13 protein-coding genes and 1 pseudogene are annotated in these 14,169 nt (G+C 65.7%); 4 read left to right on the forward strand and 10 right to left on the reverse strand.

Annotated features, from left to right (window positions below; genetic code table 11):
- The first annotated feature begins 5 nt into the window (after nucleotides 1-5).
- The 3 genes from AC5RWX_RS17505 to AC5RWX_RS17515 all read left to right on the forward strand — a co-directional run bounded on the left by AC5RWX_RS17505 (nucleotide 6) and on the right by AC5RWX_RS17515 (nucleotide 3,548).
- The gene (locus AC5RWX_RS17505) at nucleotides 6-1,574 is read left to right on the forward strand and encodes a GMC oxidoreductase (protein ID WP_494097650.1); all 1,569 of its coding nucleotides are present in this window, start codon (nucleotides 6-8) and stop codon (nucleotides 1,572-1,574) included.
- Between the two features lie 209 nt (nucleotides 1,575-1,783).
- A complete protein-coding gene (locus AC5RWX_RS17510) occupies nucleotides 1,784-2,746 on the forward strand; it encodes a LysR family transcriptional regulator (protein ID WP_494097677.1) in 963 nt (320 codons plus the stop codon).
- A gap of 73 nt (nucleotides 2,747-2,819) precedes the next feature.
- Nucleotides 2,820-3,548: an SDR family NAD(P)-dependent oxidoreductase gene (locus AC5RWX_RS17515; protein WP_494097651.1), complete on the forward strand. Its 729-nt coding sequence runs from the start codon at nucleotides 2,820-2,822 to the stop codon at nucleotides 3,546-3,548.
- Nucleotides 3,549-3,597: 49 nt separating this feature from the next.
- On the opposite strand, the gene AC5RWX_RS17520 is transcribed toward AC5RWX_RS17515, so the two are convergent.
- The 9 genes and pseudogenes from AC5RWX_RS17520 to AC5RWX_RS17560 form a co-directional block, all read right to left on the reverse strand.
- Nucleotides 3,598-4,374 carry an SDR family NAD(P)-dependent oxidoreductase gene (locus AC5RWX_RS17520; RefSeq protein WP_494097652.1) on the reverse strand — a complete coding sequence of 259 codons (777 nt, stop codon included), beginning with the start codon at nucleotides 4,372-4,374 and terminating at the stop codon, nucleotides 3,598-3,600.
- Between the two features lies 1 nt (nucleotide 4,375).
- Nucleotides 4,376-5,374: a fumarylacetoacetate hydrolase family protein gene (locus AC5RWX_RS17525; RefSeq protein ID WP_494097653.1), complete on the reverse strand. Its 999-nt coding sequence runs from the start codon at nucleotides 5,372-5,374 to the stop codon at nucleotides 4,376-4,378.
- Between the two features lie 11 nt (nucleotides 5,375-5,385).
- Nucleotides 5,386-6,456 carry an amidohydrolase family protein gene (locus AC5RWX_RS17530; protein ID WP_494097654.1) on the reverse strand — a complete coding sequence of 357 codons (1,071 nt, stop codon included), beginning with the start codon at nucleotides 6,454-6,456 and terminating at the stop codon, nucleotides 5,386-5,388.
- Nucleotides 6,453-7,577 carry an FAD-dependent oxidoreductase gene (locus AC5RWX_RS17535; RefSeq protein ID WP_494097655.1) on the reverse strand — a complete coding sequence of 375 codons (1,125 nt, stop codon included), beginning with the start codon at nucleotides 7,575-7,577 and terminating at the stop codon, nucleotides 6,453-6,455. The genes AC5RWX_RS17530 and AC5RWX_RS17535 overlap by 4 nt, the downstream gene beginning before the upstream one ends.
- Nucleotides 7,578-7,641: 64 nt before the next feature.
- Complete coding sequence (locus AC5RWX_RS17540; RefSeq protein WP_494097656.1) at nucleotides 7,642-8,679, reverse strand: cyclase family protein; 1,038 nt, start codon at nucleotides 8,677-8,679, stop codon at nucleotides 7,642-7,644.
- Nucleotides 8,676-9,620: a fumarylacetoacetate hydrolase family protein gene (locus tag AC5RWX_RS17545; RefSeq protein ID WP_494097657.1), complete on the reverse strand. Its 945-nt coding sequence runs from the start codon at nucleotides 9,618-9,620 to the stop codon at nucleotides 8,676-8,678. The genes AC5RWX_RS17540 and AC5RWX_RS17545 overlap by 4 nt, the downstream gene beginning before the upstream one ends.
- Nucleotides 9,621-9,626: 6 nt before the next feature.
- Entirely contained in the window at nucleotides 9,627-10,646 is a 1,020-nt protein-coding gene (locus AC5RWX_RS17550) for a VOC family protein (protein ID WP_494097658.1), read from the reverse strand.
- 248 nt (nucleotides 10,647-10,894) lie between these two features.
- A pseudogene (locus AC5RWX_RS17555) lies at nucleotides 10,895-11,338 on the reverse strand (substrate-binding domain-containing protein); the annotation flags it as partial.
- A 214-nt stretch (nucleotides 11,339-11,552) separates the two neighbouring features.
- Nucleotides 11,553-12,242: a DUF2306 domain-containing protein gene (locus AC5RWX_RS17560; protein WP_494097659.1), complete on the reverse strand. Its 690-nt coding sequence runs from the start codon at nucleotides 12,240-12,242 to the stop codon at nucleotides 11,553-11,555.
- Between the two features lie 155 nt (nucleotides 12,243-12,397).
- Between AC5RWX_RS17560 and AC5RWX_RS17565 the strand changes: the two genes are divergently transcribed.
- A complete protein-coding gene (locus AC5RWX_RS17565) occupies nucleotides 12,398-13,111 on the forward strand; it encodes a TetR/AcrR family transcriptional regulator (protein ID WP_494097660.1) in 714 nt (237 codons plus the stop codon).
- Between the two features lie 81 nt (nucleotides 13,112-13,192).
- Here the strand turns inward: AC5RWX_RS17565 and AC5RWX_RS17570 are convergent, their stop codons facing one another.
- Nucleotides 13,193-14,152 carry a polysaccharide deacetylase family protein gene (locus AC5RWX_RS17570; protein ID WP_494097661.1) on the reverse strand — a complete coding sequence of 320 codons (960 nt, stop codon included), beginning with the start codon at nucleotides 14,150-14,152 and terminating at the stop codon, nucleotides 13,193-13,195.
- Between the last annotated feature and the right edge of the window lie 17 nt (nucleotides 14,153-14,169).

The following is a 14,169-nucleotide window of genomic DNA, read 5'->3' on the forward strand; positions in this document are numbered from 1 at the left end:
ACATCATGTCTAACCCCACCATCGCCATCGTTGGCAGCGGGCCTATCGGTTCGACCTATGCACGGCTGCTTGTGGAGCAGGTCCCGAACGCCCGGGTGATCATGTTCGAAGCCGGGCCGCAGCTCACTGAAGTTCCCGGTGAGAGTGTCCGCAACATCCACGACCCGGCGGAAAAGGCCCGCGCCCGGGAAATGTCGCAGGGACCGCAAGCCGGTGCCTACCGGGAGTCGCTCGGCATCCCTGCCGGAACTGTTACTGAAGGCATGTTCACTGCCCGGCAGGGCACCCACCTGCTCGACTTCGGCGGAGCTGGCTCGGCCCACGCACCTTCCTTCCCCGCAGCGGCTGCGGCCACCAACGTGGGCGGCCAGGGTGCGCACTGGACCTGCGCGACGCCGTCGCCCGCCTTCAGCGAAAAGGTCCCCTTCATTGGGGATGCCGAATGGGACGGGCTGATTGAGGACGCAAAGCAGCTGCTGCACGTCCACAGCGCCGCTTTCGCCGATTCAAAAGTTGGCGAAGCCATTCGATCCCTCCTCGATGAGGAGTTCGCCGCGGAACTGCCGGAAGGCTATGGGGTGGGCACCCTCCCGGTGGCCGGGGACCCGCAGCCTGACGGGTCCGTGCGCTGGGCGGGGGCCGACGTCGTCCTTGGACCGTTAATCGATAAGGAGAGCCCGCTCTCCAAGCGCTTCGAACTCCGCGACCTCACCCTGGTCCGGCGCGTGGAACTGGGCGGACGCCGTGTCACCGGGGTCACGGTCCAGGACCTGCGCACGGGCGGGACGTCTACTGTGGCAGCTGACGTTGTTGTGGTGGCCGCCGATGCCTTCCGTTCCCCGCAGCTCCTGTGGGCATCGGGCGTCCGGCCACCGGCACTGGGACACTACCTGACGGAGCATCCCGTGGTTATTTCCACAGTGGCATTGGACCCGGACAAGATGGCCCGCTTTGCCACCGAGGAGGACCTCGACGCCGAACTGGCCCGCCGTGCCCAGAACCCGGCAGACCCGGTGGCAGCGGTGAACCGCATTCCGTTCTCGGAGCCGGAGCACCCTTTCTCCGTCCAGGTGATGTATTCCGAATCGACCCCTTTCCCCATGGACCCGGGTGCACCGTACTCCGAGAACCGCTGGGGCTACGTCAACATGGGCTACGGAATGCGCAAACACCCCCGCTACGAGGACGCCGTCACCTTCGACGACAACGAGCCGGACTACCGGGGATTCCCCAACATGACCATCGAATACGAGCTCACCGAGCGGGAAAACGTGGAGATCGCCCAGGCGACCGAACGGCTTCGGCGCGCCGGCAAGGCCCTCGGCGTGTTCGTCGCTGAGCCCAGGCTCATGCCCAACGGCTCCAGCCTGCACTACCAGGGCACCCTGCGGATGGGCGGGACCGACGACGGCACTTCGGTGGCTGATCCCTGGTCCCGGGTGTGGGGCTACGAGAACCTGGTGGTGGGTGGCAACGCCCTCATTCCGACCGCGACGGCCATGAATCCCACACTGATGAGCGTTGCTATTGCAGTCCGCGGCGCGCGGAAGGTTGCAGAAGAACTGGGCGCCTGATCTGCCTGGAGATTCCCGCGCGGAAGCAGCCTGCAGGGGCGCAAATTGGTCCTGCCATCCTGCAGTGGTTGCCAGCGGCTGCGGCAGCAGTCGCCAGCCTCAGCATTGCCCTTGGCGGACTGGGAACCGCGTGCACGGCTGTCCTGGTCAGGGGACCGGATGGTGCCCGTCAGCCACTAGGGGGATTGGTGGCCGGATAACCTATGAGCGTGAAGAACCTGGACCTGAACCTGCTGCCCCACCTGCAGGTCCTGCTTGAACTGCGGAACATCTCCCGGGCAGCGGAGCGGCTCCAGCTCAGCCAGCCGGCCACCAGTGCTGCCATGGCCCGGCTCCGGCGCCATTTCGATGACGAACTCCTGGTGCGGAACGGCCGCACCTATGACCTCACGCCCTTTGCGCAGTCCCTGGTTCCGCTGGTTGATGAAGCCATGCTTCATATCCAGCGGGCCACGCGTGTGCGGTCCGGTTTTGACCCCGCCTCCAGTGAGCGGGAGTTCGTCATCGCCGCCTCGGATTATGCGGCGGCGCTGATTGTGGGTCCGCTGCGCGGCATCCTGCGCCAAGAGGCCCCGGGCGTATCCGTGGACTTCGTGCCCACCGCCGGTTCCGGGATCCAGGGCCAAATGGCCGACTACTCGAAAATCGACCTGCTCGTGGGGCCTACCGGGTACCACATGCAGGGCGCCAGCAAGCAAGTGTTCCGTGACAGCTTCGTGGCTATTGCCGACGCCGCCAATCCCCTGCTCCAGCAGCGCCGGCTGGCGTTGGAGGACCTGGCCTCGGTTCCCCACGCCGTCGGATATTTCGGCGAGGGCATCAGCACCCCGGCGGACAAGCTGTTCGAGTCGCGGGGCATCCAGCGGCGCGTGGCTGCCGTGGTGGCCGGGTTCCTGTCCCTGCCGCTACTGGTCGAAGGGACGGATTTGGTGGCGATGGTCCCGCGGATGCTGGCGGCCCGGGCCCAACGGGGCGCGGACATCGTTGTGCTGGAGTTTTCGGAAGGTACGGAAGCTTCCCTGGTGGAGGCCATGTATTGGCATCCATCCCAGGCGGAGGACCCGGCCAGCGTCTGGCTTCGCTCCGTAGTCCAGCGTTCCTGCGCGCGGCTGCACGAACTCTTCCCGGTTACTGCCCACCCTGTGACTATCCACGCGGCAGATACCACCTAGACCCAAAGGGCCGTTCCCCGTCCAGCCCATCCCTGCGAAAGTCGGAAGAAACACGCTTTCGGAAGGACTCTGTATGCCTGTCTCCAGCCAGCGCCTTGCCGGCAAGACCGCCGTCATCACAGGGACGGCCAGCGGCCAGGGCAGGGCGGCAGCGCTGGCCTTCGCCCGGGCAGGGGCGGTGGTGGTCGGCTGCGACATGGATGACGACGGCGCTGCGGCCACGGTTGCGTCGGTCACCGCCGCGGGTGGCCGGATGAGCAGCAGCCGGGTGGATCTCACGGATGAGGCAGCCGTGGCCAGGTGGGCCTTGGATGTAGCGGCGGAACACGGCCCGGTCCATATCCTCTACGCCAACGCCGCCGTTACGCGGTTCGCGCCAGTGGAGAAACTCACTTTTGCCGATTGGAAATGGAACGTGGAGCACGAGATGGATGTGGTGTTCCTGCCGGTGAAGTATTTCTGGCCGGAACTCATCAAGGCGCCGAACGCAGCCATTGTGCTGGTGGGATCGACTGCAGGAGTCACCGGGTCCATGACTAACGGCCGGCTGGCACACACAGCCACAAAGGGTGCCGTGGTGGCCATGACCAAACAGCTTGCCGCTGAGGGCGCTCCGCATGGACTGCGCGTCAATGCCGTCAGCCCGGGCATGGTCCGCACCGCGCCCACCGAAGGCGACCTGTTGGCAGCGGACCACCCCATGCGGACCATTGCGGGCAGCATCCCGCTGGGACGGATCGGTGCACCGGAAGAAGTCGCCAACTGCGCCCTGTTCCTGGCGTCGGATGAGGCGTCGTTGTGACGGGCGCAAACCTGATGGTCGACGGCGGCTGGTCGGCTGTGCTGCCCGGCTAGCGCAAGGCGTCGGACACCGACTTGGCGCCGCCGTGGCTTGACTGGCCGCCGTCCACCGGGATCTCTGCGCCCGTCACAAAGGAAGACAGCGGGCTGAGGAGGAAGAGCACGACGCCGGCCACTTCCTCCACGCTTCCGGTACGTCCCAGTGGGGTCTCAGCCAGGGTGGCCTGCCGGAACTCCGGCTTTGCACACGCCGTCATGGCGGTGTCAATGAAACCGGGGTGGACGGTATTGACCCGGATTCCGCGAGGCCCGAGTTCCATGGCGGCCACCTGGGAGAGCCCGCGCAACGCCCACTTGCTCGCGGTGTACGCCACCGGATAATGGGCGGTCAACCCGGCAACAGAGCCAACATTAACGATCGATGAGCCGTTGCCCATCAGCGGAGACATTGCCTGGATTCCCAACAGGCTGCCAGCCACGTTCACTTCATAGACCTTCTGCAGGTCAGCCACCGAGGCGTCCAACAGCCGGCTGCGCTGGGTGATTCCGGCATTGTTGACCAGCCCGTCCACCCGCCACCCTTGGAAGTGGACCCACCCAGCAAGGCTGGACCAGCCGGAAGCCTCAGCGACGTCCAACTGGCGGTATATCAGCTCACCGTCCGAAGCAGGTGACACATGCGCCAGTCCGGCCGGCGGCTCGGCCGCAAGGTCCGTGGCGATCACCCGTGCCCCGGCCTCCGCCAGGTGCCGTGCTTCCGCCGCGCCCTGCCCCTGGGCTGCGCCGGTGACCACCACGGTCCGGCCTTCAAGTTGCAGGGAAACCACCCTAGGTTCCTGAGGGAACCGCGGTAGCCACCCGGTTGCGCGGACGGGTCCTGGCTGGCACGAGGGTTACGGCCTCGCGCCGCTCACCCACGGTGTTCTCGATGGTACCGATTCCCTGCACCGTCATCTTCACCACGTCGCCGGTTGTCAGGGGCGGGGGAGTCTTGGAACCGTTCCGTCCCCAGAGCTCGGCGAGGCAGCCGCTGCCGCAGGTGCCGGAGCCCAGGACGTCGCCGGGGCGGACCACTGAGTCCTGCGACGCGTAAGCCACCAGCTCGGCGAACGGCCACCCCATGTTGGAGAGCAGGTCCTGCCCGATAAGCTGCCCATTAACCTCGACGGCCATGGAGATGGGCAGGAACCCTTCGGCGTCGTGCCGGTCTTCGAACTCGTCCGCGGTGACGATCCATGGGCCGAGTGTGTTGGCGAAGTCCTTGCCCTTGCAGGGGCCCAGGCTGACTTTCATCTCGCGGCGCTGCAGGTCCCTGGCGGACCAGTCGTTAAGCACCGTGTAGCCGAAGATGTGCTGGTGCGCCTCCGCCGAGGTTAGGTTGCGGCCGTCGCTCCCGGGAACGCGTCCGACGACGGCGGCCACTTCCGTTTCAAAGTCCAGGTCCGTACAGCCCGCCGGGATACCAATCACCTCGCCGGTGCCTGTCACTGTGTGTGGGTTCGTGAAGTAGAACGTGGGCGCCTCGTACCATTCGGGCACCACCCCGGCCACACCGTCGATGCTCTTCCTGACGCCTTCCACGTGTTCCTCGAACGCCACAAAATCCCGCATGGTGGCTGGCACTAGCGGGGCGAGCAGCTGCACGTCCGCCAGCGGAATGGCGCGGCCTGAACCGATGGTCTGCCGGGCAAGGTGCAACGTTTCTTCGAGCCCGGCGTCCAGGAGCGTCTGGATGCCTTGGCCGGCGGGAAGGGCGTAGCACTTCCCGCCGTCGACAAAGCCGGACTGAGTTCCGCCGTCGTGGTTCCAGCGGGCGATCTTGACCATAAGAATCTTCCTTAGGCTGGGCGGGCGGCGGGGATGGAAGCGGGCGTGATGCCAAGGGCGGCAGCGTTGCCTGATAGCACCCGGGCCTCGTCCTCTGCGGGAAGGCGTGCCTCGACAACCTCGTCCACAGGGAGGTCGGATCCCATATCGAACGGGTAGTCCGAGCCAAGCAGCACCTGCTCCGGACCCACCGCGGCCACGAGCGCCCGCAGTTCGGCCGGGCTGTGGACCAGCGAATCGAAGTACAGCTTCTTCAGGTATGACGACGGCGGCTGCGCGCAGCCGTGCGCCTCCGGCCGGACCTTCCAGGCGCGGTCGGAACGGCCCAAGGTGGTGGGAAGGTAGCCACCGCCGTGCGCAGCCAAGACCTTCAGTTCCGGGTGCCGGTCCAGTACCCCGCTGAAAATCAGGTGTGACAGGGCCACGGCGTTTTCCGCAGGCTGGGAGACTGTGTTGGCGAGATAGAAACGGTCCAGCCGCTCATCCAGGGAGCATCCGAACGGGTGCAGGAACACCAGAGCACCCAGCTCCCCGGCCCGGCTCCAGAACGGTTCCAACCGGGGATCGGACAGCTCAACAGTGCTGCGCTCCGCGTCGGCGGGAGTGGCGGCAAACGACCCGATTTCCACCCCGAGCAGCCCGCACTCGAGCACCGTGTGCTCCAGGGCCTCCACCATCAAGGCGGGGTGCTGAAGCGGGACCAGGCCCAGGCCGTTGAGCCGCTCCGGGGCGCGGTCAACGAACTCCCGCACCGCCTGGTTGGCGGACTTCGCTACCTGCAGTGCCAGTTCTTCGCCTGCGAAGTAGTAGAAGTGCGACGGCGACGGCGAAACCAGCTGCACGTCCACACCTTGGGCGTCCATGTCCGCGAGCCGGCGGTCCAAGTCCGTCAGCTGCGGCCAACGCTCCTTGATCATCCGGCCCGAAGCTGCCATCGATTCGGGTCCGTTGCGCCGCACTTCCAGGGCCTGCTGGGCGCCGAAGCCCTCGGGATCAGCCTCCGTTACCAGCTGTTGAAGGGCCGGAAGCAGGATATGGGCGTGGACGTCAACGGTGGGGGATTCAGTGGTGGGGATGTTCATGCCGGTTCCTTCACCAGGCTGGAGATTGAGTGCATGAGGCCGGGCACGTTGGCATCCCGGACGCCGTCGAGCATCCACTGGCCCAACTGGACGGACGCGTCGACAACTGCCTTGGCCCTTTCCAGGCGGCGGTCGGTGAATTCTTTCCAGAGCGTCTCGGTAACGTCGTCGGCAATGATCAGGAGTTCGGCCAGCACAGCCGCATCCTCCATCGCCATGGCAGCACCCTGCGCAATCGTGGGCGGGCAGCTGTGCGCGGCGTCGCCGATGATGACGCTGCGGCCGCGGTTCCAGGGCCCGTCGACCAGGTGCGTGGTGAACCACGTGTAATTGATGCGTGCACCGTGGTCCAGGTTCTCCCGAATCTCGTTCCAGGGGCCGCCGTAGGCCGCGGCGAGTTCAGACATGATGCGGGGGCCGTGCTCGTGCTTGCGCTCCTGGGCCTTCTCCACCAGGTAGGCGTAGATGGTGTCAGGGCCGGTGGGGCAGTAGCCGGCGATGAAGCAGGGGCCGCCGTAGGTGAGGTCCGTGCGGACCACTTCCTCGGGGCGTTCCACGAAGGCACGCCAGATGCCCATGCCCGTGGACTGGGGTTCAACCTCGATGCCGATGGCCTTGCGGACGGCAGAGTGCAGTCCATCGGCGCCGATGAGGAGGTCGTAGGTGGCGCTGGAGCCGTCGGCTGTGCTCACGGTGACGCTGCCGCCGTCCTCCGTTATGCCGGTGACCGTCTTGCCATAGCTGATGCGGGCGCCCGCCTGCTCCGCCCGTCCGCGGAGGATGGCGGTAAGGTCGGGACGGTACATGCCCATCGTGGCGGGTAGGTCGTCGCCGCCCGTCCGGATGTCGTCCAGTACGGCCATGACGGTGCCGGCGGGGTCCGGGGCGCGCAGGCCAAGGGTGCTGAACCCGTAGCCCTTCGCCTCGACCTGCTCCCAAACGCCGAGTTGGCGGAGAATCCGCAGGGCGTTGCCCTGCAGGGTAATGCCGGATCCAAGAGTCTGCGGTGCTGCGGCCTTCTCGAGGACTTCCACCCGGACTCCGGCTTCGGCCAGGAGGATGGCTGCGGTCAGTCCCGCGGCTCCGGCCCCGACGATTCCGACGTTCTGTACTGCTGCCATCGCTGACTCCTTTGTATTGACGGCGCTACTGCTGGTGGTTTGTGTTGCTGATCTAACTGAAAAGCTACCGGACGGCGATCGGGTTGACGGGTGATCCCACAGCGCCGGTGATGGGCAGCGGGGCCGCGGTCAGCAGGAAGTCGTACCTGCCGTCCGCTGCGCACGCTTCCGCCAGGCCGTCCGGGTCCCACATCTCGCCCAAAAACAATCCGAGGTTGGGGATGGCGATCTGGTGGAGGGGCTGGAAGGCGGCGTCGAACTCGTTGGGACGGACCTCGAAGCCCCAGGTGTCGGTGGCGATCCCGGCGATTTCGGAGCGGTGCAGCCACGGCGCGGCAGTGAAGGACAGGCCGGGGGCCGAGCCGCCGGCGTAGTCGCCCCAGCCGTCACGGCGGACTCGGGTGTGCTGTCCGGTGCGGATTACCACGATGTCGCCGCGGCCCACCTTCGAGCTGGGCCCCTGCAGTTCGATGGTCCGCTGGAGGTGTTCCGGGGTGATGGCGAAACCGTCCGGCAGTTCGCCGTCGGTCCTGCCAAGGTCCGGTCCGAGCGCACGGCCGATGTCCAGCAGGACGCCGCGGGTGACGATCTTGGCCGCGGCGGTTTCGATCCCGGTCACCAGGTCACCCTCGGAGGTGACCACGTCGCCGGCGGCGCGGCCGTTCCAGGCCTTGCCCTGGTCGAAGATGTGGCCCAGGCCGTCCCACTGCGTGGAGCACTGCAGCGGCATGGCGATGACGTCGTCCGCACCGCCGAAGCCATGCGGGAAACCCTGGTTGCCGCGCTCGGCGTCTACCCCGGTATCCGTCATCGTGTGGACCGGGTTGGTGCGCCGGCGCCACCCCTTCTGGGGGCCGTTGGTGTCGAACGGCTGGGACAGCGAGAACGCCTCACCCGTCTGTACCAGGGCGGCGGCTTCGATCCGCTTGGCGGCGTCGATGAAGTTCAGCGTGCCCAGGACGTCGTCGTCGCCCCAGCGGCCCCAGTTGTTATGCGCCTTGGCCATGGCACGGATGCTGCCCAGTGGGTCTTCACGCCGGATCACCGGGAAATCGTTTGATTCCCCGGTGCCGGTGGTTGGTGCTGTGTCCTGGGTGGTCACTGAACTTCGTCCTTGCAGTGGATGAGCTGGGTGCCCAGTCCGGTGATGGTGCCTTCCATGACGTCGCCGTCCTGCAGCAGCCGGCCCCAGTGCTGGCCGTTGCCGGCCGGGCTTCCGGTGAGCACCAGGTCGCCCGGGCGCAGCGGCATGATCTGGGAGGCTTCGCTGACCAGCTTGGCCACGCCGAAGATCATGTCCTGCGTGGACTCGTCCTGCATGGCCTTGCCGTTGAGCTTCAGCGTCACCTGGACGTCCTGCGGGTCGCCAAAGAACTTCGCCGGCACCAGCAGGGGACCGGTGGGCAGGAAGCCGGGGGCGTTCTTGGCGCGGTACCAGTCCGAGCCGATGGCCGGCATGTCCTTGCGGAAGACGTATTCCCGGGTAGTGATGTCGTTGACCATGGTGTAGCCGAAAACGTAGTCCAGGGCTTCCTCGGGGGTGACCCGGAACGCGGTCCTGCCGATCACCGCAGCCAACTCCAGCTCCCAGTCATGGGACTTGGAGTAGGCAGGCAGGGTGAGGTCGTCGGTGGCCGACGCGATCGCCGTCGGGAGCCCGATGAAAAAGTACGGCGTTCCCTGGCCTGCCCGCTTGTCCATCATCGCCGCCGTCTTGGCGCGCACTTCCTCTTCGTCCTCGCCCGGTTCGCGGTGGGCCGCGGCGAGGTCGATCACATGTTTGCGGTAGTTTGCGCCGGTTTGCAGGACCTGCGCGGGCTTCACCGGGGCAAGGATTTCGACGTCGGACAGCGCCAGGCCGGTGTCCGCGCCCGCAGAGGCAGCGAGGCTGTCCAACTGGGCTTCGGTGGTGTCCCAGTGCTCGATCAGGGAGTTGATGTCCCCGTCCAGCGGCAGGACCCGGCCGTCGACCAGCAGACCGGTGCGGGCCTTGCTGTCGCTGGTCTCCTGGAAGCGGATGAGGGCATATGTTGCTTCAGGCATATTTTTCTAGCCCCGTCCCTGCTTGGCGTAGGGGTTGAGGAGGGCTTCTTTCATTTCGGGCGAGGCGCCTTCTTCAGTGGCGGTGAAGCCCTCGGCCGGCGGGAAGGATTCGGTCATGGAGTGCGGCATGGCGCCGTTCTTGTAAAAGTTGTTTGAGCCGAGCGAGGGCTTCCAGGTGTTGGCGTCCCAGTCCGGGACGTAATTGCGGTAGCCGCCGGAGTTGAGCTCCACGCGCAGGCCTGACGGGTCGCGGAAGTAGAGAAAGTTCTGTTCACCCACGCCGTGGATGGAGGGGCCGTATTCCATGGGAGTGCCGTTTTCCATCATCACGTCAGCAGTGCGGAGCAGGTCCTCGGTGGCGTCCACCCAGAAGGCGATGTGGTTGACGCGGCCAGCGCGGCTGGAGGTGTCCAGGACGACGCCGAGGTCGTGGGACTTTTCGTTGGTGGTCAGCACGGAGAACACGGTGATGGGAGCTTCGTCCAGGTCAACAAACGCCATCACGCGGAAGCCCAGGGCCTCGTTGTACCACTTAGCGAAGCCGCGGACATCCGAGCATGCCACGGTGACGTGGTCCAGGAAGCGCGGTGCGGCGGCGTGGCTGCTCCGGCGCTCCGGGCGGTCCGGGTACGTGGACTCGAATCCGGGTTCAGCCACGAACTTTTCCACCTCATAGAAGAGGCGCATGGGGTGGCCGTAGGGGCCGGTGAATTCGTAGGCCTTGCCGAAGCCGTGGCCGCCGGGGGTCCAGGTGCCCTGGACGCCGGTCGCCTCGATGCGCTGGGCCGCAGCTTCAAGGGCGGCCTGGGAGTTGGTCCGCCAGGCCATGCGGCCCAGGGATGCTTCGGGGCCTTCGGTGATGACCAGGCTGTAGCGGTAGTAATCGCCCCAGCAGCGCAGGTAGACGTTACCGCCTACCCGGTCGATGGTGCGCATGCCGAACTTTTCCTCGTAGAACCGTGCCGACGCTTCGACGTCCGGGGTGGTGATCTCGAGGTGGGCAAGATGGGAGAGCGGAGTTTCCACGTTGAAGTCCTTCTGGTTACTGGCTGCGGTACTGGTTGCTTGCAGGTCCTGTAACTACTGTGAGGCACTTCATATATTTGAGGAAGGCGAGCTTTTTGATATAAGGTATCCGTCTAGCTGATACTCAAGGAGGGACGCTCTCTCACTCAACGGACTTAAACCGGCAACGCACTCTCACCTTCTCGATGGAAGTGAGAGAGCGTTGTCCGGGATGACGCATTTAGTGAGAGAGCGTCCAGCCGCTGCGTTTACTCCTTGCCGAGCTCCGCTGCCGAGGTCTTCTCGCTTGCCACGCTGTTGAGCGCGGTCAGGTCGAAGATGCCGTTGATGTCGGCCTGCTTGGTGGTGCCGGCAGCGACGCCGCCGGCCAGGAGCTTTTGGTAGGTTCCGGCGAGCGGGTCCACGGTGAACACGATGTTCTTCAGCGACCTGTCGATCACGTCCGCCTTCGGCTCGGCGCCCGCGGCCTCCTTCAATGCCGCGTTGATGATAGAAGCCTTTTCGCCGTCGGCCGCCTTGTTCAACCACTCAACCGACTTCACGTGGCCCTTCAGGAGCGCCTTCACGGTGTCCGGGTGGTCAGTGGCGAACTTCTGGCTCACGATCAGGATGGTGGTGGGGAACTCGCCCGGCTTGCCGGACAGCGAGCCGTCCCACAGGTCCTACTCGTCCACCAGCACCTTGGCGCCGGCGGTTGCTGTTCCTGACTCTTGTCGGAAGCCTCTGACATTAGACGTTCCTTTGCGGGGGCGGATGCTGAGTTGAGATTACGGAGCACGCGGCAGCGCCACAATCATCCCGTAGCGGGCGTTCAGGGGACGTCGCGAAGCCTCAACAGGGCGTATCGCAGCGTCAAGGAACGTCTCGGGAAGACACAGAACAAGGCCTACGACGTCGTCGCCCGGCTCAGCGGGCGGGGGACGTTTGGCGCGCGGGAAGGGAGCGCCTGCGAATGAAGTATTCCGCCATGGCGAGGTTGATGACCCAGGCGGCGCCCATCAGAACGGCCCTCGTTGTGACGTCCGGCGGACTGGCGAGGAGTTCGGGCACAATGAGGATCAGGGCCTGGGTTCCGGCACCGAGGCCGATGGCGTAGGCCCTGGTCATCCACGCACCATGCCTCGTGAAGTCGCGGCGCAGCACTGCGCGAAGTCCCAGGATGAGGCTCACCACCATGGCGGAACCGAAAACGAGCCGAAGGACAAGCAGCAGCTGCCCGTCGCTGGGCGGCAGGGTGTAAAAGACGGCCATGTAGAGGCCGGAGAGCGCGGCGAGCAGGCCTGCCGGCAGGAGGATCCGCCCGGCGATGCTGTGCCAGAAGCGCCGGCGAAGCGACGGAACGAACTGGAATGCTCCGAGCAGGGAGTACACGGTCACGCTGACGATGTGGATTACCACCGGTGCGGGGGAGTCGAAGAACCTGGCGTTGCGCTCCGTCACTGCCGCTCCACCGGTCAGTTCGGTCAACCGGGCGGCGCCGGCGATCACCGGGATGAGGCTGAGGAAGATCAGGCCGACGGGAACAAGCCACTCCCGCCGCCGTCGGCGAGCAGTCGCGGGCGCTTTCGCCGGTGCACTTTGCCTTGTGGTTTGCATTGTCCTGCTCCTCTTGGTGACGGCGTGCTTGTCCTCCGGAAGCGGACCAGCAGGTCGTCCTTCAGGACTAGGTGTACGGCGTACACCTTCAGAACCAAATGTAGGTGTACGCCGTACACTGGTCAAGGGGTGCAAGGAAACGGAAGGACTGATGGATGAGCAGGCAGGGCGCGGCGCAGCGCGTGCGCCTCAACCGCGACCGGGTGCTGCAGGCCGCCGTCGCGCTCGCTGACGAGGTAGGGATCGCGCCGCTGAGTATGCGCAGGCTCGCCCAGGAGCTCGACGTGGTGCCCATGGCGCTCTACAAACATGTGGCCCACAAGGATGAGCTTCTCGACGCCATGATCGACGTGATCATCACCGAGATCGATCCGCCGGCGACGGACCTGGGCTGGAAGGACGTGGTCCGGCGCAGGATTCTTTCGGCCAGGAGCGTCCTTCAGCGGCATCAATGGGCCCGGCAGGTCCTTGAAACCCGTACCAACAAAACGCCTGGTGTCCTCGGGTATATGGACTCCTTCATCGGGATGTTCCTCGACGGCGGCTTTTCAGTCGATCTGACCCACCACGTTATGCACGCCATCGGCAGCCGGATGTGGGGTTTCACGCAGGAGTTGTTCCAGGAACCGACCGAGCCAACAGACGGAACGGCGGCGGACCTGGCCGAGGCGGCCCAGCAGGCAATGCTCCAGGAGATGGCCAGGCGCTACCCGAATGTCCTGACGATCGCCATGGCTTCCGCCCACGATCCGGACGCCGTTGTTGGCCAGGGCTGCGATGACCAGTTTGAATTCGAGTTCGCGCTCGACCTGCTGCTGGACGGCATCGAGAAACTGCACGCCCAGGGTTGGACGTCGGCGGCGGCGTAAGGGCCAGCAGCTGCTTGAACACAAGGGAGTGGTACAGCGCCCTCGCTGAAGGCGCAGTGCCACTCCCTTGTTGCGTCGGGTTTAGCTGCCTGCGGCTGCCGGGCTGGACTCCCGTACCGCCGGCGGCGTGAACCTCGCCCCCGTGTCCGGGAACGCGGGTACCTCGATGCGGGCGTGGGTATGGACCTCCTGGACTGTCCGGCGGGTGTGTTCCGCGATGTCTTCCATGGCGGCCACCCACATGCCGTCCATTGCCTTCACGCGTTCAATCAGCCTTTCCAGGGCCACTGCTTTTGAAGGCCGCCCGGAGATGAAGGGATGGTTGGTGAGGACAAAGCAGCTGCCCTGGGCATGGTGCGCCTCCGCCTCGAGGGTCCACATCTCGAGGACCTTGGCCGGGCTTTCGATGACGCCACTGCCCGTGACGCCGGGGTAGAAAGCGTACTGCTCCCAATCGTCCAGCGCCCAGTCGACGGGGATTTCCACGATGTCCCGTGTGTCACCCGGGGCGACGCTGAAGCGGTAGGGGGCATCGCCGTCGAGCAGGCTTGAATCGTAGAGGAAGCCGCGGTCTGCCAGCAGCGCCGGCGAGTGCCAGTTGAGCTCCCACCACGGTGCCCGGTACCCCACCGGCTCCACTCCGGCGGCCTTTACCAGGGCATCCAATCCGCGGTCGATGTAGCGGGCCTCCGTTGCGGCGTCGATGCCCTGCATGGGCTCGTGCAGGTAGCCGTGGTGGGCCACCTCATGCCCGGCGTCCACGATGCGGCGGACGGTGTCCGGGTAGCATTCGGCCGTAAAGCCGGGGACGAAGAACGTGGCGCGGATGTCCTGCCGCTGGAGGATCTGCAACAGGCGGGGGACTGCCACCTTGGGCCCGTAGGACTGGTGGGTCATGAGGGACATCCGGCTAGTGCTCTTGGGGTCGTGGGCGATGGTGCAGGATTCGGCGTCGACGTCGAACGTGAAGGACGCTGCTGCACGCTTGCCTTCGGGCCAGGTGATGGGGTGGGCGAAGTCGGAGAATGCTTCAAGAGTCATGGTGGGGATGTCCTGTC

The sequence above is a fragment of the Arthrobacter sp. SPT-J7 genome (genome assembly GCF_059089965.1).

Coding starts and splice junctions, on each gene's coding strand:
- AC5RWX_RS17535 (WP_494097655.1), bottom strand. CDS start 7,577: ATGGCAGCAGTACAGAACGTCGGAATCGTCGGGGCCGGAGCCGCGGGA.
- AC5RWX_RS17570 (WP_494097661.1), bottom strand. CDS start 14,152: ATGACTCTTGAAGCATTCTCCGACTTCGCCCACCCCATCACCTGGCCC.
- AC5RWX_RS17530 (WP_494097654.1), bottom strand. CDS start 6,456: ATGAACATCCCCACCACTGAATCCCCCACCGTTGACGTCCACGCCCAT.
- AC5RWX_RS17525 (WP_494097653.1), bottom strand. CDS start 5,374: ATGGTCAAGATCGCCCGCTGGAACCACGACGGCGGAACTCAGTCCGGC.
- AC5RWX_RS17545 (WP_494097657.1), bottom strand. CDS start 9,620: ATGCCTGAAGCAACATATGCCCTCATCCGCTTCCAGGAGACCAGCGAC.
- AC5RWX_RS17560 (WP_494097659.1), bottom strand. CDS start 12,242: ATGCAAACCACAAGGCAAAGTGCACCGGCGAAAGCGCCCGCGACTGCT.
- AC5RWX_RS17515 (WP_494097651.1), top strand. CDS start 2,820: ATGCCTGTCTCCAGCCAGCGCCTTGCCGGCAAGACCGCCGTCATCACA.
- AC5RWX_RS17505 (WP_494097650.1), top strand. CDS start 6: ATGTCTAACCCCACCATCGCCATCGTTGGCAGCGGGCCTATCGGTTCG.
- AC5RWX_RS17565 (WP_494097660.1), top strand. CDS start 12,398: ATGAGCAGGCAGGGCGCGGCGCAGCGCGTGCGCCTCAACCGCGACCGG.